22 protein-coding genes and 2 pseudogenes are annotated in these 25433 nt (G+C 69.2%); 8 read left to right on the top strand and 16 right to left on the bottom strand.

Features of this window, described 5'->3' with window-relative positions; all coding sequences use genetic code 11:
• Positions 1-70: 70 nt before the first annotated feature.
• Positions 71-934, bottom strand: coding sequence for a HalD/BesD family halogenase (locus ACTWPP_RS27200; protein ID WP_443107208.1), 864 nt, complete (start codon positions 932-934; stop codon positions 71-73).
• Between the two features lie 283 nt (positions 935-1217).
• On the opposite strand from ACTWPP_RS27200, the gene ACTWPP_RS27195 reads away from it, so the two are divergent.
• Together ACTWPP_RS27195 and ACTWPP_RS27190 are read left to right on the top strand one after the other, a co-directional pair.
• Entirely contained in the window at positions 1218-3035 is a 1818-nt protein-coding gene (locus ACTWPP_RS27195; RefSeq protein ID WP_443107207.1) for a serine/threonine-protein kinase, read from the top strand.
• A 98-nt stretch (positions 3036-3133) separates the two neighbouring features.
• Complete coding sequence (locus ACTWPP_RS27190; protein WP_443107206.1) at positions 3134-4369, top strand: PP2C family protein-serine/threonine phosphatase; 1236 nt, start codon at positions 3134-3136, stop codon at positions 4367-4369.
• Between the two features lie 69 nt (positions 4370-4438).
• Here the strand turns inward: ACTWPP_RS27190 and ACTWPP_RS27185 are convergent, their stop codons facing one another.
• The 4 genes from ACTWPP_RS27185 to ACTWPP_RS27170 all read right to left on the bottom strand — a co-directional run bounded on the left by ACTWPP_RS27185 (position 4439) and on the right by ACTWPP_RS27170 (position 7679).
• Complete coding sequence (locus ACTWPP_RS27185) at positions 4439-5419, bottom strand: alpha/beta hydrolase (RefSeq protein ID WP_443107205.1); 981 nt, start codon at positions 5417-5419, stop codon at positions 4439-4441.
• 269 nt (positions 5420-5688) lie between these two features.
• Positions 5689-7035, bottom strand: a complete 1347-nt coding sequence (locus ACTWPP_RS27180; RefSeq protein ID WP_443107204.1) for a hypothetical protein — start codon at positions 7033-7035, stop codon at positions 5689-5691.
• Positions 7035-7289 carry a hypothetical protein gene (locus tag ACTWPP_RS27175; protein WP_443107203.1) on the bottom strand — a complete coding sequence of 85 codons (255 nt, stop codon included), beginning with the start codon at positions 7287-7289 and terminating at the stop codon, positions 7035-7037. The genes ACTWPP_RS27180 and ACTWPP_RS27175 overlap by 1 nt, the downstream gene beginning before the upstream one ends.
• A gap of 99 nt (positions 7290-7388) precedes the next feature.
• Positions 7389-7679 carry a hypothetical protein gene (locus ACTWPP_RS27170; RefSeq protein WP_443107202.1) on the bottom strand — a complete coding sequence of 97 codons (291 nt, stop codon included), beginning with the start codon at positions 7677-7679 and terminating at the stop codon, positions 7389-7391.
• Between the two features lie 337 nt (positions 7680-8016).
• Between ACTWPP_RS27170 and ACTWPP_RS27165 the strand changes: the two genes are divergently transcribed.
• Together ACTWPP_RS27165 and ACTWPP_RS27160 are read left to right on the top strand one after the other, a co-directional pair.
• Positions 8017-8985 carry a TIGR03557 family F420-dependent LLM class oxidoreductase gene (locus ACTWPP_RS27165; RefSeq protein WP_443107201.1) on the top strand — a complete coding sequence of 323 codons (969 nt, stop codon included), beginning with the start codon at positions 8017-8019 and terminating at the stop codon, positions 8983-8985.
• Positions 8986-9124: 139 nt separating this feature from the next.
• Positions 9125-10102 carry a winged helix-turn-helix transcriptional regulator gene (locus tag ACTWPP_RS27160; RefSeq protein ID WP_443107200.1) on the top strand — a complete coding sequence of 326 codons (978 nt, stop codon included), beginning with the start codon at positions 9125-9127 and terminating at the stop codon, positions 10100-10102.
• A 210-nt stretch (positions 10103-10312) separates the two neighbouring features.
• Here ACTWPP_RS27160 and ACTWPP_RS27155 read toward each other — a convergent pair whose 3' ends face one another.
• The gene (locus tag ACTWPP_RS27155; RefSeq protein ID WP_443107199.1) at positions 10313-12583 is read right to left on the bottom strand and encodes a PA domain-containing protein; all 2271 of its coding nucleotides are present in this window, start codon (positions 12581-12583) and stop codon (positions 10313-10315) included.
• A 455-nt stretch (positions 12584-13038) separates the two neighbouring features.
• On the opposite strand from ACTWPP_RS27155, the pseudogene ACTWPP_RS27150 reads away from it, so the two are divergent.
• A pseudogene (locus ACTWPP_RS27150) lies at positions 13039-14186 on the top strand (RNA-guided endonuclease InsQ/TnpB family protein).
• 253 nt (positions 14187-14439) lie between these two features.
• On the opposite strand, the gene ACTWPP_RS27145 reads toward ACTWPP_RS27150, so the two are convergent.
• The 3 genes from ACTWPP_RS27145 to ACTWPP_RS27135 all read right to left on the bottom strand — a co-directional run bounded on the left by ACTWPP_RS27145 (position 14440) and on the right by ACTWPP_RS27135 (position 16966).
• Complete coding sequence (locus ACTWPP_RS27145; RefSeq protein WP_443107198.1) at positions 14440-14769, bottom strand: MerR family transcriptional regulator; 330 nt, start codon at positions 14767-14769, stop codon at positions 14440-14442.
• A gap of 170 nt (positions 14770-14939) precedes the next feature.
• The gene (locus ACTWPP_RS27140) at positions 14940-15380 is read right to left on the bottom strand and encodes an Hsp20/alpha crystallin family protein (protein ID WP_443107197.1); all 441 of its coding nucleotides are present in this window, start codon (positions 15378-15380) and stop codon (positions 14940-14942) included.
• A gap of 314 nt (positions 15381-15694) precedes the next feature.
• Complete coding sequence (locus ACTWPP_RS27135; RefSeq protein WP_443107196.1) at positions 15695-16966, bottom strand: M14 family metallopeptidase; 1272 nt, start codon at positions 16964-16966, stop codon at positions 15695-15697.
• Positions 16967-17802: 836 nt separating this feature from the next.
• Here ACTWPP_RS27135 and ACTWPP_RS27130 point away from each other — a divergent pair.
• Positions 17803-18285: a hypothetical protein gene (locus ACTWPP_RS27130; protein WP_443107195.1), complete on the top strand. Its 483-nt coding sequence runs from the start codon at positions 17803-17805 to the stop codon at positions 18283-18285.
• An 808-nt stretch (positions 18286-19093) separates the two neighbouring features.
• On the opposite strand, the gene ACTWPP_RS27125 is transcribed toward ACTWPP_RS27130, so the two are convergent.
• The 5 genes from ACTWPP_RS27125 to ACTWPP_RS27105 all read right to left on the bottom strand — a co-directional run bounded on the left by ACTWPP_RS27125 (position 19094) and on the right by ACTWPP_RS27105 (position 21516).
• The gene (locus ACTWPP_RS27125; RefSeq protein WP_443107258.1) at positions 19094-19507 is read right to left on the bottom strand and encodes a DUF6082 family protein; all 414 of its coding nucleotides are present in this window, start codon (positions 19505-19507) and stop codon (positions 19094-19096) included.
• A complete protein-coding gene (locus tag ACTWPP_RS27120) occupies positions 19420-19779 on the bottom strand; it encodes a DUF6082 family protein (protein ID WP_443107194.1) in 360 nt (119 codons plus the stop codon). The genes ACTWPP_RS27125 and ACTWPP_RS27120 overlap by 88 nt, the downstream gene beginning before the upstream one ends.
• A gap of 23 nt (positions 19780-19802) precedes the next feature.
• Positions 19803-20402, bottom strand: a complete 600-nt coding sequence (locus ACTWPP_RS27115) for a DUF6879 family protein (RefSeq protein ID WP_443107193.1) — start codon at positions 20400-20402, stop codon at positions 19803-19805.
• Positions 20403-20448: 46 nt separating this feature from the next.
• Complete coding sequence (locus ACTWPP_RS27110; protein ID WP_443107192.1) at positions 20449-20622, bottom strand: hypothetical protein; 174 nt, start codon at positions 20620-20622, stop codon at positions 20449-20451.
• 456 nt (positions 20623-21078) lie between these two features.
• Positions 21079-21516 (bottom strand): NUDIX domain-containing protein, encoded by a 438-nt coding sequence (locus ACTWPP_RS27105; RefSeq protein ID WP_443107191.1) that lies wholly within the window; start codon positions 21514-21516, stop codon positions 21079-21081.
• 374 nt (positions 21517-21890) lie between these two features.
• On the opposite strand from ACTWPP_RS27105, the pseudogene ACTWPP_RS27100 reads away from it, so the two are divergent.
• Positions 21891-22617 (top strand): annotated as a pseudogene (locus ACTWPP_RS27100) (transposase family protein).
• A gap of 252 nt (positions 22618-22869) precedes the next feature.
• Positions 22870-23337, top strand: coding sequence for a hypothetical protein (locus tag ACTWPP_RS27095; RefSeq protein WP_443107190.1), 468 nt, complete (start codon positions 22870-22872; stop codon positions 23335-23337).
• 833 nt (positions 23338-24170) lie between these two features.
• Here ACTWPP_RS27095 and ACTWPP_RS27090 read toward each other — a convergent pair.
• Both ACTWPP_RS27090 and ACTWPP_RS27085 read right to left on the bottom strand, forming a co-directional pair.
• Positions 24171-24437 (bottom strand): DUF397 domain-containing protein, encoded by a 267-nt coding sequence (locus ACTWPP_RS27090; RefSeq protein ID WP_443107189.1) that lies wholly within the window; start codon positions 24435-24437, stop codon positions 24171-24173.
• Entirely contained in the window at positions 24434-25231 is a 798-nt protein-coding gene (locus ACTWPP_RS27085; protein WP_443107188.1) for a helix-turn-helix domain-containing protein, read from the bottom strand. Before ACTWPP_RS27085 ends, ACTWPP_RS27090 begins: the two co-directional genes overlap by 4 nt.
• Positions 25232-25433: the final 202 nt, after the last annotated feature.

Genomic DNA, 25433 nt, shown 5'->3' with positions numbered 1-25433 from the left:
CTCCTAGTGAACACTTTCATCCTCGGTGGCCTGCACGGTGACGGCCTTGGGGACGGGCCGGATGAAAGGTTCAGTCCAGCAGCCGGTCGACCCGGACGGCGCGTCCCTCCGCCGCCAGGTGCTCGGGCAGGACGCGGCCGAAGAGCTGCTTCGTGCGCGCGACGCTGCCGATGACCCCCGGGCGCTCGCTGTAGGCGAAGATCGCCGTGTGCCGCGCCGTGTTCCCGTCGACGGTGCTCACCCGGTGCAGCGAGTACCGCCCCTTGAAGAGCTGCAGGTCGCCGGGGCGCAGCGTCAGCCGCCGGACGAGGTCCCCGCCGCGCCCGGTCAGCACCCGGCGGACGTCGCCGAAGTTCTCCGCCTCCGCCGAGCGGATGTTCGGGCAGTACTCGAAGACGCCCCCGTCCTCCGATTGCCGGGTCAGCAGGCTGACGGTGAACTCGTTGGTGTCGAAATGCCAGGGATGCTCCATCCCGGGGTTGACGACGTTGAGGCAGAGCCCCGACAGCGGGTCGGCGAGTTCGTGGACGCGCGGCAGCCCGAAGCAGGCCGCCACGAACCGCTGGAAGAGTTCGTTCGAATAGAGCCGGTGGATGATGAAGTCGGCGGGGATGTGGTCTCGGGCGACGAACGCGTTGCCCCGCTCGATCGTGATGCGCCCCGGATGGTCGTCCGGCAATGGGGAGCCGACGTCGATGTTGTAGGCGTTCACCGTTTCGACGTCGTAATGGGCGCGCGGCGCGATCGTCGCGCATTCCGCGCTCAGCGCCTCCTGCAATGACGGGCGAATGAAGTCGGGCAGTGCACAGCACCCGGATTCCGCCAGCGCGGCACGGGTGCGGGAAACGGCGGAGTCCCATCCGGCGCCGTCCGGCTCCGTGAGCGGATAGCGCCTCGTATCGATCACCCGGCCGAGAGCCTCCGCTGCGCCCATGAAGATCCTTCCAGTCCGGCGAACCCCAGATGGGTTTAGCACAATCCTTCCGGCAATTCAGGCCATACCTTTCTGGCCTGGTTTGTCAGAAAACGATAGGCCAGGCCCGTGACCTGTGCCTTCGAACGTTCCCGGGCTCGCCCGCCCGCCGTGTCCGGTGTGTCCCATCTCACCACCTCCCCCGGCCAGGGGGGTGACGACCGGCCGGACTTTCCGCGAACCTTTCCGCACACGGCGGCGTCACCGTCCTGTGAAGCATGATCGACGAAACGCGGAGGACGGGATGAACTGGCGGCTGACGGAGTTCACCGAGGACCGCGAACTCGGTCGCGGCGCACAGGGACGGGTCGTCCTGGCCCGCCACACCACGTCCGGCACACCGGTCGCGATCAAGTACCTCGCCGGTGACGACGCCGAGGCCGTCGCCGGGCTGCGGGCCGAGGCGCAGATGCTCGGCCGGCTGACCAGCCCGTACGTGGCGCGCCTCTACCGGTTCGTGGAGAGCGAGCACGGCGCCGCGATCGTCATGGAGGCGATCAACGGGGCGTCGCTGAAGGAGGTGCTGCGCGAACACGGGACCCTCGCACCGGAGGCGGCGCTGCTCGTCCTGAAGGGCTCGCTGCTCGGGCTCGCGGCGGCCCACGCCGTCGGCGTCGTCCACCGCGACTACAAGCCCGCGAACGTCATGGTGCAGGCCGACGGGCTCAGCAAGCTCGTCGACTTCGGCGTCGCCGTCCTGGCCGGACGCGGCTCGTTCGCCGGCACGCCCGTCTACATGGCGCCGGAGCAGTGGCGCGGCGAGCCGACCGGCCCCGCCACCGACGTGTACGCAGCGACCTGCGTGTTCGTCGAATGCGTGACCGGGCGGCGGCCGTTCGCCGCGGCGGAGCGGGCCGCGCTGATGAACCAGCACCTCACGGCGCCGGTCGACGCGGACGACGTGCCCGAGCCGCTGCGCCCCCTCGTCCTGCGGGGGATGGCGAAGGACCCGGCGGAGCGGCCCGCCGGCGCGGCGGCGTTCGTGACCGAGCTGGAGTCCGCCGCTGCCGCCGCTTATGGGCCCGACTGGGAGCAGCGCGGCGTCCGCGCGCTGGCCGCCGCCGCGGTCGCCCTGGCCGCGCTGTTCCCGCTCGGCGCGCTCACGGTCGCCCCGGCCGCGTCCGCCACCGCGGGCACCGCGGCCACCGCGGGCGCGACGGGCGCGGCGGGGACGGGCGGCGGCGCGTCGGCCGGCACCGCGGGGGCGGCCGTGAGCAAGGGCTTCCTCGCCACGGCGGCCGGCAAGGGCACGATGGCCGCCGCCGGCGCCGCCGTGGTGGCCGCGACCGCGGGCGGCACGGTCTACGCGGTGAAGGACAGCACGGAGCCGCCGCCCCGTCCCGTCGCGGCCGTGACCCTGGCCGCCGACGCCCGGACGCTCACCGGCCGGCCGACGATCCAGATCCAGAACGCGCGGTACGCGAAGGTCAGCGGCCTGAACGACCCGGCCCTGGAGCGCCGGATCAACACCGAGCTGCGCGGCCCGCTGGACCGGCTCATCGCGATGGCGAGGGGAGGCGCCGGCGAGCTGCCCTGCCGGGGCAGGCCCGTGAAGATCGGCACCCAGACGACGCTGGGGGTGCGCGGCCCTCGCCTGGTGTCCGTCCGCTACTTCCAGATCTCCGACTGGTGCCAGCAGGCGGACGGGTCGCCGGGCGGCGAGGTCGTCACCGTCGACCTGCGCACCGGCCGCAGGCTCACCGCCGCCGACGTGTTCCGTCCCGGCACGCTGACGGCCGCGGGCGTGCGGCGGCTCCAGTCGCACGTCGAGCAGCGCCGGGACGAAGGCGGGCGCCTCTGGGCGGACTGCAGCCCGGACGGACGGTTCGAGGTCGCCGACTTCCTGCCCAAGAAGGCGCCCACCGCCCCTGGCCGGGACACCGACCCGCCCTACCTGAGCGCGTTCTTCACCCCCGCCGAGTTCCGGATCGCGTTCCTCGCCGGCGGCAGTGACGGCTGCGGCAACCTGAACTTCGGCGGCTCCTACGAAAGCGTCCGCGAACTGCTGAAACCCGAGATCGTCGCGATGCTGCCCGGTGGCCCGTCCCCGGCGCGCACTTGACCTCGGGGTTCACATAGCGTGGTCCGAGGTGGGTAGGCGATCTTCCAGGGGTGTGAGACCTTCCAGGGTGTGAGACGGGTCCCGATGGAGAGCGGACGGTGCAGGGCGGCGAGTCGATGCTGAGAGAGCTGGTGGCGGCCAGCCACTTGATGTCCATGGAGCAGCTCCCCGACGCGGTCACCCGGCACGCCGCCGACACGGGCCTGCGCGACGTGGTGATCTACGTCGCCGACCTGCAGCAGACGGTCCTGAGGCTCCTGACCGGGCGTGGGCACGACGCCGCGCGGGACCCCGGTCACGAGGTCGCGGAGTACAAGATCGAGGGCACGCTGGCCGGGCGGGCGTTCCAGACCGTGGAACCGGTCACGGGCCAGGTGTTCGACGACGGGACCTGTCGGCGATGGGTGCCGATCCTCGACGGCGCCGAGCGGATCGGGGTGATCCGGGTCACCGTCCGGCGGGACGACGAGCGGGCCATGGACGACGCCGAGTACCTGGCCGGGCTGGTCGCGCTGATCATCGTCAGCAAGGGGCCGTACAGCGACTCCTACTCCCGGCTGGTGCGGACCCGGCCCATGACGGTGTCGGCGGAGATGCAGTGGCGGCTGATGCCGCCGATGACGTTCGCCAACGACCAGGTGGTGGTCGGCGCGGCCCTGGAACCGGCCTACAAGCTGGGCGGCGACGCCTTCGACTACGCGCTGGCGGCCGACACCGCCTTCCTCGCCGTCTTCGACGCCATGGGGCACGACACGGCGGCGGGGCTGACGTCCAACCTGGCCGTCGCCGCCTGCCGCAACACCCGGCTCCAGGGCGCGGGCCTCGTCGAGACGGGGCAGGCGATCGAGGACGTGCTGGTCGAACAGGACGGCGGGCGGTTCGTGACGGCCGTGCTGGCGGAGCTCGACATCCGGACCGGGATCCTGTCGTGGGCCCTGTTCGGGCATCCCGCGCCGGTCGTCCTCCGGCGGGGGCGCTGGGTGACCAGCCTGGAGTGCCGGCCGGGCGTCCCGCTCGGCATCGATCTCGGCATCGCCCCCGAGCTGTGCGGCATGCAGCTCGAACCGGGCGACCGGGTCCTGTTCTACACCGACGGCATCGTGGAGGCCCGCAACCCGGACAAGCAGGAGTTCGGGCTCCGCCGCTTCGTCGACTTCATCATCAAGCAGGAGGCCAACGGCCTGCCCGTTCCCGAGACGCTGCGGCGGCTCATCCACGACATCCTGGAGCATCACGCGGGGCGGCTGGACGACGACGCCACCGTCCTGCTCCTCGAATGGCACGGCCCGCCCGACAATCCCGAGGACGCCATCGAACCGGTGCGGCACATCTGACCCCGCGCCGCCCGCTTGGCCCCGCGCCGCCTACCTGAGCCTCGCGGCCGCAACCCGGAGCGTCGCCGCCTACCTGAGCCCGAGGGCGTCCATCAGCATCGGGTACGCCTCGTGCAGGTCGCGCTCCCAGTACGGCCAGTCGTGCTGCCCGTCGAAGAAGCGGGCGGTGACGGGGATGCCGAGGTGCCGGAGCCGGCCGACGAACGCGTGCGCGTGTTCGCTCGCGGCCGCCTCGACCGGGTCGGTGAACGGCAGCCCGCCGAGCGACCCGGCCCTGCCGTTGCCGCTGGCCACCCACAGCCGGACGCCGCGCAGCCGCCCCGCGAGATCGACGGGGTTGTGCGCGCGCCAGATCGCGGCCTGGTCGTCGGGGTCGCCCCAGACGCGCCGCCAGTCGGTGCCGGGGCATGCCAGCGCGGGCCCCCAGCCGGTCGAGTTCTTCCCCGGCTCGTGGCCGTGGAGCGTGTGCAGGTATCCGCTGAATGCCGCCGCCGCCTTGAACATGCCGGGGAAGCGGGCCGCGTACAGCATGGCGCCGAGACCGCCCATGGAATTCCCGGCGATGACACGCCGCTTTCCGGCATGGTAGTCGCGTTCGAGAATCCGCCGGAGTTCGGTCATGTGGAACGTCTCCCATTGCGGTGAGCCGCCGTTCCCGTAGTTCCACCAGTCGGAGTAATTGCCGCAGCGTCCGCCGTTCGGCATGACGACGATGACGCCGGTGCGGGCGGTGAGACGCGCGACGTCGGTGTCGCGCGTCCAGGCCCGGTAGCCGTCGACGCCGCCGTGCAGCAGCCACAGGGTGGGCCAGGTGCGGCGGGCGTTCCTCGACCAGCCGCGCGGCAGGAGGAGCCGGACCTTCTCGCGGCGGTCCATGGCGGGTGAGTCGATGGTCAGGTCCAGTGTGCGGGACGCGACGGCCGTTTCGGCGACGACCTCGGCTCCGGTGCCCGCCACCGCGATGGAGCGTTCCACGAGAGCGGACGGGAGGAGCGGGACGAGCAGGGCGAAGGCCGCCGGCCATGCGGCGAGGGTGGTGCGGCGGAACAATGCGGGGGCCTTCCGGAAACGCCGGCCGGGGTGGGGCCGGTCTTCGAAAAGGGGGGAGCGCCGTTGTGCGGCTGATGTGCGATCCCGGCATTGTCGTGAACGCCGGGCCGACGTCGGGACAAGAGGTGAATTTCGCTACTTACTCCGAGTAGGTTCCCGCCGCATGCCCGTCCAAAGCGTCATTGAGAAAGCGTATAAAATGCATTTCGAGTGGTCGCTGCGGCGAGCGCCGGGGCCCGCGGCGGGCACCCGGCGCGCGCTCGGCGAACTCAGCCGTGCGCCATCGGATCGGGGGCGGGGCCGTTCACGTACCGGATGGCCCACCGGAGCAGCGCGCGTCCCACCCCGTACAGGATCAGCGCGACGCCGGCCAGCGGCAGCACGAGCAGGATGATCTGCAACCCGGACGTGATCAGTACGAGCGGCCCGGCCCCGTTCGCGGCGTCATGGCCGAGCTGGCGGATCATCCACCAGTCTTTCGCCACCAGGTCGGGAACCTGGCTGATGATGAGCCCGATCTGGAACACCAGCAGCGGTATGACGGTCAGTACCCAGAGCGTCACGAAGACCTGCGGCCAGCGCTTGAGGTCCCGAAGCCGCGCGTCCGCCGGACGCCGCAGCAGCGCCCGGCGCAGGATCGGCCCGATGTACTTGAACAGGTCGGGGATGCCGATCAGGTCCGACATGATGTAGTACCCGTCGAACCGCAGCGTCGGCAGCAGCTGCTGGATCATCTGGAGATTGACGTACAGGACGGTGACGAGCAGCGGCCCGAACCCCGTCTGCAGGTACAGCAGCGTCAGCCCGACGATGAAGATGGCGTTGAAGTACACCCCGGCCAGATCGGTGCGGAGCCGTCCGCCGCGCCCCAGCCGGTACGACTCGGTGATGTCGGTGTAGAACGCCGGCCACACCAGGTAGATCCCGCAGCCCATGACGCCCGGCCGGACGCCGCCGTACCGGCAGGCCGCAGCGTGCCCGACCTCGTGGAACGCGCACGATGCGATCCCGAGGCCCAGGACCAGCAGGATGCTGACCGGGTTGAAGATCGTGAGCGAGATCGCGTCGACCATGGACCGGGTGGTGAGCAGCCAGGCCTCGCCGGCCGCGAAGGCGATGATCATGGCCGCCATCACCACCGGCCGCAGCAGCCAGGCGAACAGGCCGGCGACGAACCAGGTGAACGATTCGGGGAACACCGCGACCTTGAACCGCAGCGCCAGGAACGGGTCGGCCTTGACCACGGAGGGCGGCGAGCCGTCGCTGTAGGTGGTGACGCCGAGCGGGGCGAGCTTGCGGTCGACGAGGTAGACGATCTGCTCGGCGGTGAGCCGCGCGCCCGCCTCCTCGCTGACGGCCTCGGCCACCCGGTCGAGGGCCCGGCCGACGTCCTCGTCCGCGAGGTGACGGTGCTCGTGGAGGGCCTTGGCGACGAGGAACAGCAGGGGTGGCAGACGGGCGAGCTGCCGGTTCGGCAGGAGGACGAGCTGCGGCGGTTCCCGGTAGCCGGAGTTCTTGAACTCGCCGACGAGCTCGGCGCCTTCGGCGAGCGCCGGCAGGGTGAGCGCGGCCGGGGGTTCTCCGCCTTGCGTGGCCGGCGTGGCTGGCGTGCCCATCAGTGCTGCTGGACCACAGCGCCTGGGACGCAGGTCAGGGTGGAGTAGGCCGGCTGGGCGAACAGGCCGGTCCCGAGCAGGCCGGTGGTGCCGGGGGAGTAGGTCGCCTGGCACGCGTAGACGACCGTGGTGCTGCCGGAGCCGCCCCCGCCGTGCGGCAGAAAGGTGGACAGCAGCAGCCGCTCCGGCAGGATTTCGGGAGCGAGCCGATCCAGATCCGAGTGGGAGAGCGTTCGGGTGTGTGCAGGGGTCATCGTTTCGCCTTCGCTTCGTCGGGAGAAAGGGGGAAGGGCTGGCGGGAGAACGCCAGCCCTTCCCTAGCGGGCCTGAGCCCGCGGTCATGCTCGGTCGGATCAGTGACCCGAGACCACCGTGCTGCCGGCGCAGGTGAACGAGGTGCTGGGGTTCTCCGAGCTGAGGCCCAGCGCGCCGATGAGGCCGCCCTGCGAGTGGTTGATGTTGCTCTGGCACTGCGGGACGACGGCGGTGGTGCCGCCGTCGTGGCCGCCGCCACCGTGGTTGAGGTTGAGGTTGGCGTTCTCGTTTTCGCTGCCGCCGCCAACGAGAAGCGTGGACAGCACGGCGCGCTCCGGCAGGACCTCGCCGGCCAGCAGGTCCAGCTCGGTGTAGCTGAAGGACTTCATGTGGTTCCTTTTCTTCCTTGTCACGCCCGGTTCTCAAGGTGGATACCGGATGTCCCTTGCCTCACCGCGGGTCGCAGCGAGGTAGCTCTACGTATAGCAGATGTCACTGACCGTGGCCAAGCCCCGGGTGCTCAACGGCTGTGTCAAGGCCGTCCACACGAAGCATGACGCGGCCCCGGATCAGGGGCCTCACTCCCGCCCTGACCAGCGGGAGAACCTGACCCGGAGGGGGCGGCATCGCCGCCACGGCAGGCTTGGCGCGATGGGACGCACGGGCCTCGGGGACGCTGACCGTGTCTTGACGATTCGGGACGTCCGGACGGGTATGCGAGTCGACATGGAATTCGGATACACGCTGCTCTGCGAGCAGACACCGCCCAGGCAACTCGTCACCGACCTGGTGGAGGCCGAGGAGGCCGGCTTCGGCTACGCGGCCATCTCCGACCACTACTTCCCGTGGCTGGAGAGCCAGGGCCACTCGGCCTACGCCTGGTCGGTCCTGGGCGCCCTCGCCCAGGCCACCCACCGCATCCCGCTGATGACGCAGGTGACCTGCCCGATCATGCGCTACCACCCGGCCGTGGTGGCGCAGAAGGCCGCCACGGTCGGCGTCCTGTCGGACGGGCGGTTCACGCTCGGGCTCGGCTCCGGCGAGAACCTCAACGAGCACGTCGTCGGGCGCGGCTGGCCGTCGGTGGACGTCCGGCACGAGATGTTCGAGGAGGCCGTCGAGATCATCCGGGCGCTGCTCGGCGGCGACTACGTCAACTACCGGGGCCGGCACTTCGGCGTCGACTCCGCGAAGGTGTACGACCTGCCGGACCAGCCCGTCCGGATCGGGATGGCCGCCTACGGGCCGCGTGCAGGGCGGCTGGCCGCCCGGCACGCCGACCTGCTGATCTCCGACCAGCCCGTCGGGGACGTCGTCGACCTGTTCCGGAACGAAGGCGGCGCGGGCAAACCCGTCTACGGGCAGATCCCCGTCTCCTACGGCGCCGACTACGACGAGTGCAAGGAGCGGGCGCACCGCATCTGGAAGTTCTCGACGCCGGCGTGGAGGGTGATGGCCGAACTCCCGGGTCCGGTGAACTTCGAGGCCGCGACGAAGACCGTCCGTCCCGAGGACGTCGCCGAGTCCGTCCCGTGCGGCGACAACGTGGACGACTACGTCGAGGCCGTCCAGAAGTTCGCGGACGCGGGCTTCACCCATATCGCGCTCTGCCAGTCCGGGCACGAGCACCAGAAGGACTTCCGCACCTGGGCGGAGTCCGACCTGCTCCCCGCCCTCCGCGAACGCTTCGGCTGACCCTTCGGCGCACCCGGGGCCCCGGATCTCCTCCTGGACGATCCCGCTGCCCGTCCTCGGCCGTGACACGCGTCCCCGGGGCGGAGGTCCGCCAGTGGCGGGAACCCACCAAACGGACCGAAAGCCCTAGATTTATGACGTGGCCGAATCATCGTTGCTGGAGGGACTCGGGGTAACCCGCCCTGAAGAAGCGGCCTACCGCGCTCTCCTGCGCGAAGGCCCGTCCACGCTCGCGGCCCTAGCGCGCCGCCTCGGCATGTCCGCCGCCGCGCTCCGCCGGCAGCTGCCGCGGCTGGAGGAACTCGGCCTCGTCACCCGCCTGGCCGGACGTCCCCTGCGCATCCTCGCCACCCCGCCGCACGTCGCGGTGGAGGCGCTCGTCGCGAGCCGGCAGGAGGAGATAGCCCGCAGCCGTGCCGCCATAGGCCCGCTCCTGGCCGAAGCCGCCCCGCACCCCGAAGAACTGGTGGAGGTCGTCAGCGGGCGGGCGGCCGTCGCCCGCCGCTACCTGCAGCTCCTTACCGGGACCCGCGAGGAGCTGATGGTCCTCGTCCAGCCGCCCTTCGCCACCGACGCCGCCGTGTCCAGCGACGAGCAGGAGCGCACGATGGACCGCGGTATCCGCGTCCGCGGCATCTACGGTCCCGACGCGTTCGACGAGCCCGGCGCGCTCGACCGCGTCCGCCGCGCCGTCGCGTCCGGGGAACAGGCCCGCCTGGGCGGCGTCCCCATCAAGCTCGCCATCGCCGACCGCCGCATCGCGATGCTGCCGCTGACCTCGGAGCAGGCCAGCTCCGTCGACAGCTCGCTCATCGTCCACCCGTCCGCCCTGCTGGAAGCCCTGGTCTCGCTCTTCGAGGCCCTCTGGCACACCGCTGTCCCGCTGTCGGGCGCGGACGGTGAGACGGCTCGGGACGACGACGTGCTCACCATGCTCGCCGCGGGTCTGACCGACGACGCCATCGCCCGCCGGCTCGCGATCAGCACCCGGACCGTCCAGCGCAGAGTGCGCGAGATCTGCGATCGCCTGGGCGCCCGCACCCGCTTCCAGGCGGGCGTCCTGTCCACCCGGCGGCATGATCGTGCATCCCCGGAGGGGGACGGATTCCTCCGATGAAAGGAGATCGCGGCCGCCCGCCGCGCTCCCTGGGACCGGCCGGCCCGACGTCCGAGCCCGCTTCCGAAACCGTGACCTCGGCCAGCCGCCGGGTCACGGCGCAGCCGCGGAGCCGGCCCCCGCCCGTATGGGCCGAGGGCCGGCGCTGCCGGGCAGGGAGCTGCCGGCCAGGGCACAGGGCCGCGGCACGCCCTTCGCTCCCGCCGTCGGTCAGTGCAGCTCGAAGGCGCGAGTGATCTCCTGTTCGATCGCGTTGCCCGCGGTGTCTTCGGCGACGACCCGCAGTGACACCGGCCCCTTGCCCTTGATGTGAGCGACACCGTCCTTCACGGGGACGCTCGTCCACGTCACGCCATCGTCGAACGACGTCTCGAGCGAGAGGCGCTCCAACGGCGTGGTCGACCCGTCCTGGTGACGGATGTCCAGTTTCAGCTTCCCGGACCGGGACCTGTTGCGCAGGTCGACGTCGGCGTCGTAGGCGATCTGGAGCAGGGGAAGGAGGGTGACGTCTGTGGTGTGCGCGGAACGGAACGTCCAGGCCGTCTTCGTCATCGGGGACAGCCGAGCCCAGGCGGACTTGTTCAGGAAGTCGTATTCGATGCGGTACTCCGCGTCGCCCGGGACGGTCCGCAGGACGCCCCTCGGGGGACCGGCGGTCTTGGCGACGAGCCGATCGTTCCAGTAGATGCGGAAGTCGGTGGCGAACCCGTTGGGGAACGGGCTCGTGACAGCGTTCGCGAAGTTTCCCCCCGCGTCTGCCAGCCCCACGTGCAGGCGGATCAGGTCACCGTGCCGGGTGATCGGGTCGAGTTGTGGGACCGCGCCGCCGATCGGGGCCTTGAACCAGGCGCGCTCGCCCCGGTATCCCGGCCTGTACGTGGAGTCCCCTGTGGCGAGCACGAGGTGCGGGATCTTCGTCTGGGGGAACTGGAAGTTATAGGGCTCCTCCGGTGTCGAGGCCGACGCCGACCAGGTCGTCTCCGGATCGGCCGAGACGTACTCCACGCGCGTTCTCGGGGCGCCGATGAGCGGCCTGCTGAACGCGACCGTGAAGGTCTCCCAGGGACGGCTGCTGTAGCGCGCGGTGGTCATGGAACCCGTGCCGTGATACGAACTGTCGATCCGCGCCAGGTCCCGCGGGCGCACGACGTGGCGCTGGTTCTCCGAGATCCGCCCGTTCTCAGGGAACACCAGGTCGTACTGGTAGGGACTCTCCACGACACCCTTGGCCTGCACCATCGTGTTCTTCTCGCGCAGCAGGGCCCGTCCCTCCTCGTGGGACAGGCGGACGGTCGGGACCCGCAACCGCGTCCCGTCGCCGCCCGTTTCATCGTTCACGCCCGGCTCGTCGTTGTAGATGGCGACCATGCGGGCACCCGCCTTGGCCGCCCTGTTGGACTGCTCGGCGACGGACACGCCGTCCTTGCGCCGGATGAGCGCGAGACGGCCGCGCAGATCGGCGCCGGGCCCGTCCCCGTCCGCGACCCGCATGCGCGCCTTGCCGTCCAGGCGGGGGAACTGATCCGAGGTGTCGCTGAACTGGTCCGCGCGGTAGTACATCGGGTGCAGCGAGCGGCCCCGGGCCCGCATCGTGATGGCCGGGGCCTCCAGCCGCCACCGCGTGTAGACCTCGAACGTGCCGGTGCGGATCTTCTCGGTCGGCTGGAGGAACACCCGCTCCTCCAGCTTCGCCCCGTGCACGTACACGCCGTCGGCCACGGCCTGACCCTTGGCGGTGCCGCGGGTCCACATCAGGTGGCTGATCGCGCCCAGGTTGGCCTTGGTGGCGTGCCCGGGGGTCTCGACCGTCACCTCCTTCGCCTTGCGCGCGTCGAGGACGATCTCGGTGTCCTCGGTGATCTCGATCTCCGGGTAGCCGACGAAGCTGTAGTTGAGCGGCTTCCCGGAGCCGGTGCTCGGCGCCCACGACGGCATCGTCTTGATGGTGCCCAGGACCGAGTAGGTGCCGGGCCGCAGCCGTACGCAGTCGGCCTGGCTCCAGCGTTCGTCGGTGCACTGCTCGTCCGGGTTCCCGGGCAGCGGCCGTTGCGCGTTGCCCTGCAAGGCGTCCTCGACGTTCAGGAACCGGGCCAGGCCGAGGCCCGGTCGCCCGTCCCGCGCGATGCTCTTCACCCGGACGGTGACGAGGTCACCGGACGCCCGAGGCTTCGGCGCGGCCGGAGGCCGGTGCTCGTGCAGCGCCGTCACGTTGTACCGCTCCGGGTCGTCGGTGAACCTGTCGTCCGGTATCACGTACAGGTCGCCGCCGCTGTGCCTGATCGAGAAGGCTGGGTCGCGTCCCGGCGCGGGCGTCACCGACACGGCCTTGCCCGCGACGTGGACCTTGTCCCCCGTGGGCAGCGAGACGTCGTAGGAACCGCTCTGCGCCCGCCACGCCGGCACCGGTTCGGCGTCCGCGGCCGCCGGCGCCGCGGACCCCAGGACACCGAGCCCCAGGGCCGCCGCGATCTTCAGCCACATGGGCATCCCTCCCCTAGAAGTGGATCTTGATTGTGCGGTCGGTGATCACCGGGAATCCAGACAAAACGCTGGCGGGCTTCCGTCATGGCGGGAACCCGCCAGGGCCTCCGCTTCGTGAAGCCACTGGACGGTCGCACCCTTGAGGAGAAGCTCCGCCCCGTTTTCAGCGCGCCGTCCAGAGGCAGTCGCCCGGCACTCCGCGAACGCTTCGGATGATCAGTGATCCGCATGGGAGCGGACCTTTCATCCAATAAGGTTGCGTAACATTCCGCTCCCACGCACCAGGAGTCACATCCGATGCCGGCAACCGAGCCCCTGGAACCCGACGACCCGTCCGGTGTCGGCCCGTACCGGCTGTCGGGACGGCTCGGCATGGGCGGTCAGGGGGTCGTCTACCTGGTGCATGGTGCCGACGAGAGGCCGGTCGCGCGCAGGCCGCCGCACTGGCCGAGACCCTGCACGCCTGCAACGCCGCGGCGAACCAGGTGTCGCAGGTCGCGTTCGACACCGGCCGGGCCCGCAACTACGACTTGCGCAAAGCCACCTACCAGCAGGTGCGGGACGCGGGGATCGGATCGCAGGCGGCCCAGCATGTGATCAAGAAGGTCGCCGACGCCTACACCACCCTGCGCGCCAACATCCCCGCCGGGAACCTCGGCAGGCCCGGCTCACGACGTCGCGCCCGCGCCGAGGGAAAACCGATCGCGTTCCGGTCGGACGCGGCGCAGCCGTTCGATCAGCGGAACCTGTCGATGGCCCTGGACGTCGGCATGGTGTCGATCTGGACCACCCGCGGCCGGTGCAAGAACATCGCCTTCACCTGCTCCGCCCAGGCGCGCAGATGCTGGCCGAGTGCCCGCGCGGCGAATCGGACCTGCTGTACCGGGACGGCAAATGGCTGCTGCTGGTCACCGTCGACGTGCCCGAACAGCCCATGAACCAGGATCCCGGCGGGTTCGTCGGGGTGGACCTGGGCATCGAGAACATCGCGACCACCTCGGGCGGGTACCGGGCCGCCGGGCGCGGGCTGAACCGGCACCGGGCCCGGCAGGCCGCCCTGCGCCGCAAACTACAACACAAGCGCACCAAGGCCGCCAAACGCGTCCTGAAACGGCAGCGCCGCAGGGAGCGGCGGCGCGCCACCGACATCAACCACTGCGTCTCCAAACGGATCGTGGCCGAGGCTGAACGCACCGGGTACGGGATCGCCCTGGAGGAGTTGACGGGCATCCGCTCCCGGGTACGGCACCGCAAGCCCCAACGGGCCGCGTTCCACTGCTGGGCCTTCGCCCAACTCGCATCGTTCATCTGTTACAAGGCCCGTCGCGCCGGAGTCCCGGTCGTGGTCGTGGATCCGGCCTACACCTCGCAGACCTGCGCCGATTGCGGTCATGTGAGCGGCCGCAACCGGGTGGGCCAGGCCTTGTTCGTCTGCCGGGGCTGCGGCGTCGTTGCGCACGCGGACCGGAACGCTTCCCGCAACATCGCCCACCGAGGCGCTGTTGCGTGGGATGCGGGGCGGCAGTCATCCGCCCCCGCACCCGCCCCTGACCGGGACGGGTACTGGACGCGGCAGGCACCCCGGCAGCCGGCCGGGACCTAGCTGCAAGCTCGGCCGTTCACGGCACGTTCACGGCCGAGAAGCTGACCATCTACTCAACGGCCGTCTCGGCAGAGGCCACCCGATCGAGGTCCTCGCGGAGCCGTCCTTCGCCAGCGGCGGCCTCCGGGGGGAGACCCCGGGCACCTACACCTACCGCCTCGTCCTGCAGAGCCCCAGCCACCAGGAGATCACCCGCACGGTAAAGGTCTGCTGACGAATTCGGAAGGCGCGGGTCCACCTCCCGGGGGCCCGTTCAGGGGCGGTCCCGGGGGCCGGAGCGCAGGGCGTCCAGGCGGCGCGCGAGTTCGTCGCGTTCGCGGGTCACCTGGGCGAGTTCGTGCTGGAGTTCGATGATACGGCGGATGGCGGGCAGAGTCATGCCCTCGTCCATCATGCCGACGACCTGCTGGATGCGGCCGATCTCGTGGCGGCTGTAGCGCCGCTGGCCCCCGGTCGAGCGCTGAGGGGAGACCACCTGCTGGTGGTCGATGCGGCGCAGGAACGCCTGCTGCACGTTGAGCATGTCGGCGACCTGGCCGACGGTGAACAGGGCGGCGTGCTCGTCGTCCATGGGCAGCTTCACGCGCCCTCCCTCTCTGCGGTGCGACTCCCGGGTCCGCCGCGCGGCGGAAGGCCGCGGCCCCGCCGCGGTGAAGCGGTACCTGTGACCCTGGGGTACCGCCCTCGCCGGGACGGGGCCGCGCTGATCGGCCGCCGCCGGCTGATCCGATCCGCTGCCGGCGGCGGGCCCGGTCAGCTCTTGATCGCCTTGCGACCGCCGCCGGACTGCTGGACGGCGACCTTGCGCGGCTTGGCCTTCTCCAGCACGGGGATGCGAACGGCCAGGACGCCGTTGTCGTAGGCGGCCTCGATCGCGTCCGCGTCCAGGTGCTCGGACAGGTAGACCCGGCGGGTGAAGGACCCCATCACACGCTCGCGGACGAACGGGCGCTCGTCCTCGGTGAGCTCCTCCTCGCGGCGCGCGGTGACCGACAGGACACCGCGGTCGACGGTGACCTCGATGGAGCCGGGGTCCACGCCGGGCAGGTCGAACCGCAGGACGACGTCGTCGGCGCGGCGGACGCCGTCCATCGGCATGCCGGTGCCGTTCCCGCCGCCGGTGGCCTGCCGCAAGGCGCGGTCGAACTGGCGCTCGAACTCCTGCACGAACGGGTCGATCGACGTCAGCAGCATCGTGCTTCACCTCCGAAGATTCCCCGGGTCTCCCGGCGACCCGGGACGCCTGATCGCTTCAGAAGAAACCTACAACTCGAATTATAGGTACCTTGCAGCTCGGCTTGTCAAACCCCGCTCCGCAGCCGGGACGCCGAGGGGGTGCGGCAGAGTTCTCGACGGCTGAGTTTCGCCAGGTGAAGTCTCGTTCCGGCCCCGACGACGACGAGACCGGCGGGCGATCCGCCCGCCGGTCTCTCATCGCCCGGCCGCGCTTCCGGCCGCCTCGGCCCCGATGCCGACGCGATGCACCACGCGGTCGGCGCCGGTGGACGTCAGGCGGCGCAGTACTGGCCCTCCTTGCCTATCGCGCGGTAGGGGCAGTCGGCGTAGCCGGTCAGCCGGAGCAGGGCCTCGCGGCTGCGCTGGACCTCGCGGTCGATCGCGGACGGCGGCGGGTAGAAGCTGCCCCCGCCGAGCTCGAACGTGTACGAGAAGATGCGGTGCTCGCCCCACGTCCAGTCGATGGTCGTCCCGTCGGTGATGTAGAGGTCGCTGGACTGTTCCGGGACGAAGCCGTTCGTCCCGGCCAGTTCCCGGCCGATCGTGCGGTGAGCGGCCTCTTCGTCCGCGGACATGGCCCCGGGGACCGTGTTGTTGTAGGTGTAGCCGAACGGCCACAGCACCAGTTCCGCCTCGGAGTGGATGTCCAGGAACATCCCGATCTGCTGCTTCCCGCCCACGACCCGGCTCCGCACGAAGTCGGCGAGCACCTTGGTCTCCGGGGCGGACTCGGGGCCGGTGCCCCGGTAGGTCTGGCTGGAGCCGTTGCCGGACGAGCCGCCGCAGCAGCCCCACCGGTAGGCGAAGTTGCGGTTCAGGTCCGTGCCCACCGACCGCGAGTTGGGCTGGCGGTTCTTCCGCCACCACCGGCCGGGGGAGGTGTCGCTGGTCATGTCGTAGACCTGGCCGTCCGGGTTGACCATCGGCATGATCCAGATTTCGCGCTCGTTCACGAGGTCCGTGATGCGGTCACTGGTCCCGTAGCCGTCGGTGAGCTGCCCGATGTAGTCGAGCGCCTGCTCGGCGGTGAGCCGCTCACGCGCGTGGATGTTGGCGATGATGAGCACTTCGGGCTCGTTCTCGTCGGCCGTCACGTTGTCGCTGATCTTCACGCCGACGATGTCGCGGCCCTGGTAGGATCTTCCGGCGACGAACTGGCGGGCGATCTGCGGATGCGCTGCGACGACGGAGTCCACCTCCTGCCGCATCTCGGCGAACGTGTGGTAGGACGTCGCCGCCCTGGTCGGGGCCGGGGCCGGGGACGGTGCGGACCGCACCGTGAAGCCGAGCCTCCGGATCGCCCGCACCTCGGACGGGATGGCGGTGACCTTGAGTTCGCCCGTCCGGACGTCGTCGATCGCCGCCCCGGTCCGCGCCACCTGGCTGCGCTCCTGGACGGTCGCGGGCCCGGTCACCACGTACTGCCGGGCGGTTTCCGCCGGACCCGGGGCGGAGGCGGCGGAGGGAGCGGCGGGCCCGGCCAGGACCAGGGCGAGCGCCGACGGGATGGCGAGAAGGGAGCACAGTTTGCGGGAGCTTTTCATACGGGGTACCTGCCGTCCGGCTCTGCGCGCCCGGCGTCACATTGCGGGGTGGCCTCAAGGACGCTCACGGACGCTGGCGGTGCCGCCACGATGAACGGAAACCGTCCGCGTGACAATGGCCGGCCGTCCGCCCGCCGGGACACCCGGAAGCCTCCCGCGGTGCACGAAACGCCAGGCCAGAGTTCCCAGGGGCCGGTCGCCGCACGCGAAATTCAATGCAGATCAGGGCCGTTGTGAAATTTCACTTTCGGATCGACGGGCCCTGTGCGCCGGGCCGTGCCGCCTCCGCCCGGAGCGAAGCCGAGGACGCTCCCCATCGGCAGGACTCGGCGCGGGTGCATTTCACGTGTCCGAAGAGAGTGGTATTCGGCTGCCCGTATCCGAACCATTCTCCGCGATATCGACCGCACGCCCGACCTGACTCTGTAACAGGTTCTCATGTGCGGCTCCGCACTCTCGCGGCTGGTGGCAGCGGGTTTCGGTCCGGGGGTCAGGCGAGGGACCCAATCGCCGCTGACGCCGCGATCCAGGCTGGTGAAGGGATTTATGGGCGCCAATATATACCGTTTGCGGCTAAGTCACAATCGAAGTATGGGAGATCTCTGTCCGGGTATTGACCAGCTCATTACTTTTGCTATTGTTCTTGGTAGAACGCGTTCTACTTGCCGTTCGGAGCCTCGCGTCGATGCGGACACGACGGTTCCCGGCTCCCGTCCCTCGATTTGCGACGCCCCGCCGCCCATTGGCCACGGGCGAGGTCGGCGCATGGTCGAAGGACTCCCACCCCATTCCTTCGGGTGCAGGCGCGACGCCCGCCGTTCGAAATGAGGACTCCCATGTCCCGCACCACGAAGCTGGCCACGATCGCCTCGACCGCAGCCGCCGCCGCACTCGCCATCGGCGTGACGGCCACCCCCGCAATGGCCTGGACGGCCGGCGACTTCACGGCCACCCTCAACGGGAACATGACCATCGACGCGGGGATCGCCGCCGAGTGCACCGACTCCACGCTGACCGGCACCATCGACGCCAACGGAAACCTCACCATCACTGACGCCTCGGTCAGCGGCTGCGGTGTCACGGTCACGCCCCAGGGCCTGCCCTGGGACGGCAGCCTCAACAACGGCGTCGCGAGCATCAACGGCTTCTCGATGAGCGCCATCGGCTGCACCTACGGCGGGGACATCAGCGGTAGCTTCACCGGCACCGACCTCCCGGTCACCGCCACCTTCACCGAGCAGACCGTGGGCAAGACCAGCGGCTGGTTCTGCCCGGGCTCCGCCACCGTCACCGCCGCGTACGACTTCAACCCGGCCTGACCCCGGTAGCCGGCCGGCCCGACGTCAGCTGAGCCGGTTCCCGCCCCGTGACCCCGGTTTCCACCCCGCCGGGGTCGCGGGTGCCGGGCCCGCCGGCGAGGGCCGGGCGCGCACCGCGGCCGGGGCGGAGGGGCATGGTCCGCCCGTCCAGGCGGTTCCCGAAGTTCCCCTGCCCGGGACGCGGCGATGATGCGGTCCCCGCGCCGGTCGGCGGCGTCACCGATCATGGTGCGCACGGTCAGGCCGCCGCGATCGTGGACAGCGGAGATCAGGGGCCCGAGGCTGCTCATCCCGTCCGACGCCCCGTTTCGGAGAGCGTCTTGAAGTGGTCCCTTACCGAGGGGTGCCGGCATGAGATCTGGGGCCTTCTCAGGTCGGATGACTGGAAGTTCGCCGGGCCTTCATGCAGGGAGCCGCAGATCCGTGCTCGTGACGCCGGGGACGGTGGCGCCGAGGCACCCGGTGCCCGGCCCGATGCGCAGTGACGGCGACCGGCTTCGTCGCTGTTGACGAGTGCGGAGACTTGCGCTTGGTCGGCCTGGGACGCGTGGCTGTCGCGGGTGTGCGTGCTGTGCGGAGCGACCGGGGGACAGCTGTGGCTGGGCGGCGGGCTGGGCGATCCGGATGGTGCGCCGTACGACCGTGTGATCGGGACGGCGATGGCCCGCACTGACTCCTACGCGTGGGTGGGGCGGCCAGCGACGGCGCCACGGTCGTTTTCCTGTACGGCAGGCCGCATGGGGCGGGCTTTCCGGGGGTCCTGGACGGTGTGCGGCGGCCCGCCGTTCGCCGATGCCGGACGTGAAGGTCAGCTTTGGTGGCGGCGCGTGTCCTGGATGGTCCGGAGAACGCGGTCGGCGAGCATGACGCCGATGCCGCCCAGGATCGTGCCGATGAGGATCCCCCGGTGGCGGCCGGTCACTGAACCGCGGCGCGGTTCTTCGTCGGGGCGGGGTGGGCCCTGCTGTTCCGCCACCCGGTATTCGTCGTCCACGATCTGGTGGAAGCGACGCTCCCGGCGGGTGGAGGACGTGGTGATCCGGGCCTCCCGCGCCGTGGTCCAGAACCGCCTACCGCCTTCCCCTTGGAACAGGCCCTTCGCGAGCAGGCGCAGGTGCCGCTCGTCCAGCATTCTCAGCTCGAAGGACGTCTGCCACTCCGAGAGGATGAGGTTGATGTGCACGTTCTGAAGGTCGGCCTCAGGATCGTCGGCGGGGTCGATGTACCCCAGGCGCGCCGGTAAAGCGGGTTTTCCAGCGCCATTTTCAGCAGGTCGACGTGCAGGACGCGGCGGCCCTGTTCCCGGTTCACCTCGGTGTCGCGCGCCTGAAGGATGAGGGTGGCGGCGATGCCGATGAGTGCGAAGGCCGATAGCAACGCCGACGCCGCGCCGTAGGTCTGGCCGATGAAGCTCAACCGTTCCCACGTCTTGACGTTGCCGCGGAACAGGTCGAGCGCGACCGGGGACAGCCCCACCAACCCCACTGCGAACACGATGAGAAGGATAAGCAGGACGGTCAGGCCAGTGCGTCTATGCCCGCCTCTGGTGAGTCGTGTTCCCGGCACAGGTCACTGTTGCGCAGGGGGCGGCGGAAGCGGGGCGATCTCCCTTTGGAGTAGGACGTGATGTCCTCCCCTTTGTGCCAGAGAGCGGCCAGCTCGGCCCGGCACTCGTCGATGACCGTCCGTTCGGTGATCCGGCGGCCACCGCTGTGGAGACCTGCTTCGTCATAGAGGACTTCGTAGAGGACCCTCGTCCCGAGGATGATGACCTCGGGCATCAGGCGGTCCGCCTCACGGTCGCGGATGGCGGACGCGTCCAGGACGCGGATCTGCTCTCCCGCCTCGGCCCGAACCCGCAACGCCTGCATCTCCCACTGGAGGTACGGCGTGACGGGGGACTCGACGACCCGGACCCGGCGGAGCACGAATTCCTGTTCGGCGAAGCGGCGGCGGAGGGCGCCGCGTCCCTGGTCCTTGATCCGCAGAGATTCGTCCCAGTCGCCGCGCGCGAAGGCTTGGTAGCTGGCGTCGCCCGGTTCCTGGAACGCCTGCCGCCGTTCGAGTTTCCAGAAGTAGTCCTCGATCTCCGCGGAACGCGCCGTGGCTTCGGTCACGTACTCATCTGCGCCAAGGGAGTCCGCGGGAAGGAGCGGGATTCGATCAAGCATCCGGAATATCCGGCTTCGCTGCGATCATCATGTTACGGGGAAGAATGACGATCCTTTCGTCCGGCCCGACGCTGACGCCGGACGGAAGCTGATCGCGGTAGATCTCGGTGAGGTCGCGGTCTATGGCCGCTACGTCACCTTGGTCAGTTCCCACAGATCCGGACACGTTACACCTTCATTGGTGTCGCCCAGCTCGTGCGGGGACTTGCCCAGCCGACGCGCGAAGCGCGCGTTCGGATCGGCTTCCCAGAGCCTCGCCACAGTGGACCCCATCGTCGGCAGTAGTGGAAGCGATTATTGCGAGATCATTCGAGCTCAGCAATACCCAGCCCCGTCACGTCCCACTTCCTGCTTTTTTGGATCGGACAGATAGTGCAATTTGAGTTTGTTTCGGTGCGAGCGGCTCCCGCTCAGGGAAGGCGGCCGGCGCGGCCGGCTGGTGGTTGCGTCTCCCGAGCTGCTGCTGTGTGGTGGGGACGAGCTGGGCCGCCGAGCGGCGTGGGGCCAATGAGCGGGTGCGGAATTCGGCGGGACGGGGAGAGCGTAGATCGGCGGCTGTTCATTCTGGATGTCGCGTGGACTCGTCCCGAAGATGGCGAGGCTCTTGAACGGCGTCGCCGGGTCACAGGCCGATGTTGGCCTTGGCGCCCATGTAGGACCCGGCGCCGGGGAAACCGGCCTGGGCCAGCTCCACGAACCGCTCAGTGAACCCAAGCCCCACCAGGTCGGAGAGCTTCACGAACTCCACACCACGGATCGGCCGGGTGTCGGCCCCGGCCGGAATCTCACCGGCGGTGCCGCCGACGCGGCGGACCTCGAAGGTGATGTGCACGACGTGCGTGCCGCCGCCGGGAAGATGGTCACAGACGTACAGCAACCGGCCGACGGTGACGTCGACGCCGGTCTCCTCGCGCATCTCCCGGACCAGGGCGTCGGCGAGGGGTTCGCCCTCCTCGACCTTCCCGCCCGGCAGAGACCAGGACCGGCCGGTGTCGGTGTCCTGGTCGAGCAGCAGAATATGGTCGTCCTCGATCACGACCCCGGTGACGCGAACCTTCACCCGCCGAACCTATTCCCGGAGACGGCCCGATGACCGGAGACCAGCCGGCATCTGAACCTGTAGCCTCCGGAGCCCAGTGGTTCCGGGACGGGTCTCTGCCGGTCGGCTGAGGCCAGGATCGCGCTTCGGCATGCCTGGGCGAAGTCCGGAAGGCGGGCCAGGTGGTGCAGTGCGGGAGCGAGGTCCGCCAGGACCGCCTCCCCGCCCCACCCTGGAGCCTGCACGGTCAGCAGGGCGACCAGCGTCGGAGGTGCGGCGACCATCTTTTCATCCTGTGGTGGTGGGCTGCTGGTCACAACATGATCGCGATGCGTCAGTTGGCCGTGACGTAGGGAGACCCCTGGTGGACGGGTTGATCACCACAATCACGTCGCCTGAACCAGAGGTCTCTACGTGCTTTCTACCGTGCCGCCCTCGATCTGTCGCGTTCAACGCTGAACTACGTCGCCGGACTGATCCGCCGCCGACGCAAGGCGATCGGGTCGACGTGGCGGCTGCTCGCCCCCGGTCGACAGGCCCTGCTCGTGTTGGCTTATCTGCGCAAGGACGAGACGTTCACCGAGATCAGCGCGGGGTTCGGAGTGTCGGCGACCACCGCCTGGAAATACGTCGAGGAGACCGTCATGCTGCTGTCGGCCCGCTCGCCCGAACTCGCGCAGGCGCTGCGGAAGGCCCGTAGGGACGGGTGACCCATCTGGTGCTGGACGGGACGCTCGTCCACACCGACCGGGTACGGGCAGACCGCCCGTACATTTCCGGCAAGCATCGAGTGCACGGGGGGCGGGCATCCTCACCCTGGCCGACAAGGCCTACCAAGGAGCCGAAGCCGCGGTCGTCATCACGCCCTACAAGGGCAAGGACAAACCCGAGTCACAGAAGCAGGCCAACCGGTCACACGCCAAGCTCCGCGCGCCCGGCGAACGGTCGAATGCCCAGCTCAAGTCATGGCGGATCCTGCGGAAGCTGCGCTGCAGCCCCGGCAAGGCCGGCCACATCGTCAAGGCCATCGCCGTCCTACAAAACCACCACGTCGCCCAGACCGCCCGAGAACGAAATGGGTTCACTGAACGATCGCGATGCTATTTACCCAACCGAACTTGAGGTCAACCCTTGCCACCCGGCCCGGCGCGACCTGATCACCCACGGTTACCGCGAATTCGCGCACTATATTGGCGTGAGTCAGGTATAGCTACCTCTCACCACATTACCGATCCATTAAATCTATGCTGAGTCGGGCGCCCATCACGCAGTGGCGAACTTGATCAGGATTTATTGGCCGAGTCTGGCCACAGGTCTGGGCGCCCAGTGGACGTGGAAACTACCTTCGCGGTACATCCAACGAAGGAGAGGCTGATGCGTAAATTCGTACCAGTGGCCGCCGTCGCGCTCGCTCCAGCACTGTCATCAATGGTCGTTCTCGCGCCCGCGCACGCGGAAACACGAGCTCTGACCCGGCAACACTCGAGCGCGGTGGCCGGCCCGGGGAAAATCTGGAATGTAGCGACCTTCGAATTCAAACCTCGCGGAGACCGGGTCGAACTCTGCGACACCAAGGCCGACGGCCGCGGGGTCAGGTTGCGGATCTATAACGTCACCAAGGACCCCGATGTCAGGGAGTACACCCTCACCAACACCCTCGGCAACAACCATTGCATCACCAGGAGTGCCGCCGACGGGCAACCATGGAACATGGCTGAAAAGCACTGCTTCCGCTTCACGATATGGTCGGTGGACAACGGCGAGCGGGTCGGCAGCAAGTACTGGTGGCAATACCGGAACTACAACAACGACGGGCCCCGGCTTTGCACAGGGGTCGACTAGGGGCCATGCGCGGTCCTCGCCGGTTAGGCCGCGAAACAGGCCACCGGACGCACGCTCTCCGCGGGGGTGCCCCCGGCCATGGGACCACTCGCGAACGTGAATGCACACGGTGAACCCCCTGCCGCAGACCACCGCGTACCGTCCCGGTATGCGGTGGTCTGCGGCGCATGCGACTCGCCCAGAAAGGCGAACTCCTGGACAGGAATTCCTCGTACGGCACCTCGGGAAACCGCTCGACGGCCACCTGCGCGGTGAACAATTTTCATCCTCGGTGAGCCGCACCAGGTGACGGCCGCGGCGACAGGCCGGATGAAAAGGGTTCAATGCGGGTAAGTCATCGCCCTGATGAAGGCAACTCCGCTGGTGGCGAGCGTGTCACTCATTTTCGCCGGGTCAACGGAGGTGCCGGTTTCATCGACGCCGGCTCGCCGCGCTCACATGCTGGACCGGATCGTGGCCGGCAAGGTCATCGCGGGCCTCAACGACGCGCCCGAAGCGGCGGCGCGCCTGCGGCGGGAGGCCCGCGCGGCCGTGAGGCCGACCAGCGCGCACGTGGCACCTGTGTTCCCGTCCAGCGGCCGTATCGGGTGCGTGCGTTCGATGATGGGCGACGTGCACCACTTAGGGACATGGGCGGACGGCCGTAAGGCGGCGTGGCGGGGACGGGACGTGGAAGCGGAAGGTGGCCGTAAGGCGTGGCGGTGGACGCCCTGCCCGGTGAGCGGGCGACGGGGGGCAGGGGGTGCGCGGCGCAATGGGCAGTGGGCGGGCATGGGACGAGCCCCGGCTTTCGTAGGCGGCCGGGGCTCGCAGGGTGTAGTCGGTGGGGGACGTCAGGCCAGGTCGTGCGCGCTGCCCTTGATCTCACGCGTGAACGCCGACCAGGCCGCAACGCTGAAGGTCAACTTCGGCCCGTCCGGGTCCTTGGAGTCTCGGACACCGACCACGGAGGTCAGGTCTGCCACTTCAACGCACTCGCCGCCACTGTGGCCGCTGTGGCTGCTCTTTCGCCACTGACCTGCCAGTTCGACGCATTCGCCGCCGTGGTATCCATGGCTGCTCATGCGCCGCTGGACGGCCGAAGGGTCTGGCGTCTTCATAGGTTCTCCAACAGGGTTCTAAGCATGGCTCTCGACTCCCCTGCGGGGAGCACATGGCCCCTGAGCAGATCCCAGCGTACAACCTTGTCTTTGACCTTGGCGGGCTGTTCAATCAGCAAGCCTTCGCCAGTCGTCTCAACATATGCGACATCCGGTCCTTCTGTGAAGCTGAGGAGTGTCAAAGTCCCCTCGAGTCCAGCATGATAACCAACGCTCTCTGGAATGACGTTGAGCATGACGTTGGATCGTTCGCTCACCTCAAGTAGATATATGAACTGTTCACGCATGATGTCGGGGCTTCCGACGGTACGCCGAAGCGCTGCTTCGTCGAGTGTTAGCCACACGCGGGGCGGGTTAATCTTTGTGAGGACGGACTGTCGCTCCATCCGCTTTGAGACCAGCTCGGACGTGTTGTTGTTCTCGATGGTGCTGATCACGGTGTGGGCGTAGCCTTCGCTCTGAAAGAGTCCGGAGATGACGAGGGGGCTGTAAATGCGTATTGAGGCAGCCTTCTTCTCGCGCTCTGCATACTCGGAGAACCCAGGAGGCAGCACTGTCTGCACCTCTATCTCATTAGCTAGCTTCCAAAGCCGATAGAAGTAGCCGTCTAGCTTAAAGTACGTGTCGAGGTCGTGTGCACTCTGTTCGGAGACTTTTCGTCCACTCTCCATGGTGCTGATCCACTGCGGCGTGCAGCCGAGCGCATCGGCTAGCTCCTTGCCGGTAAGTCCGGCCGCATCCCGCATGCGGCGCAGTTCCGTACCGAAAAAGATGCGCGCTCGATTTTCACCCATTGAGGGCCTCCGGAGGGTTAACCAGGGGGCAGTGGTTGAGTTGATCTTGACCCAGATTGATCAGCACTGTGGAACGGTCACTACCGCACTTTAACCCGGACCGTGAGTGTGATTGCAAGCTTTTCGACGCAACGACAGACAACGAGGTCCCCGAGATGAGCAAGAGGTTGGTATCGAATAATTCCCCGAGAATGGGGCAAAT

It is taken from the genome of Actinomadura sp. 3N407 (assembly GCF_052245875.1).
GTDB lineage: Bacteria > Actinomycetota > Actinomycetes > Streptosporangiales > Streptosporangiaceae > Spirillospora.
This window is presented reverse-complemented; position numbering and strand designations above follow the sequence as displayed.